At 30.5% G+C, this 637-nt stretch carries 1 protein-coding gene; it reads right to left on the reverse strand.

Annotated elements, in window-relative coordinates:
• Nucleotides 1-60 precede the first annotated feature (60 nt).
• Nucleotides 61-393: a tetratricopeptide repeat protein gene (locus tag ES765_RS21550; protein WP_138116610.1), complete on the reverse strand. Its 333-nt coding sequence runs from the start codon at nucleotides 391-393 to the stop codon at nucleotides 61-63.
• Between the last annotated feature and the right edge of the window lie 244 nt (nucleotides 394-637).

Here is a 637-nt window from a genome sequence, read left to right on the forward strand (position 1 = left end):
TTCCCTTTCGAGAGTGTATGAACGTTTAAAATCTCTGTTTAATAAAAAACCAGGAAACGATCAAAATTCATCTTCATCAATTCCTATCAGCATATTATAAGCTTCTTGTAATTCTAACAGCGTTTTTGCATCCTTAATTTTTTTCGCAATCTCAATTCCATTTTTATAAATTTCAATTGCTTTCTCTACTTCATTCAGCGACTCATATAATTTTCCCAATTGATAGTAGCTCGCAACATAGTTTTCATCATCCTTTATCAATTTCAAAAAGCAATCTCTCGCAGTATCATTTTTCTCAACCCTAACATATTCTAGTGCTAATGCGTATGTCAGAAAAGAGTCGTTGCTATCCTCCTTTAAAAACTCTTGTAATTGTTCAATCCTACTTTTCATTATTTTGTTTTTTGTGCTGCAATATTTTTCTAAACGGAAATGAAATACTTGATGGCTCTAATTGAGCGGTGGTAACCTGATAAAATAACGGTTGAAATTGATGCTGATTTAATTTGTCTAAAAGCAATACATTGAAATCATTTATATCATGATTTTAAATGAATTTCAAACTGGCAAAACCGCCTCTAACAACAACGCTGTTTTTTTAATGTTTATATGAATTTTTCATATTGCCAACTTTTTT

Origin of the sequence: Maribacter sp. ACAM166 (assembly GCF_005771495.1) — a bacterium.
Taxonomy (GTDB): Bacteria; Bacteroidota; Bacteroidia; order Flavobacteriales; family Flavobacteriaceae; genus Maribacter.

What these genes read in the sequence shown, in the direction of transcription:
- ES765_RS21550 (WP_138116610.1), bottom strand. Translation starts at nt 393, where the DNA reads ATGAAAAGTAGGATTGAACAATTACAAGAGTTTTTAAAGGAGGATAGC.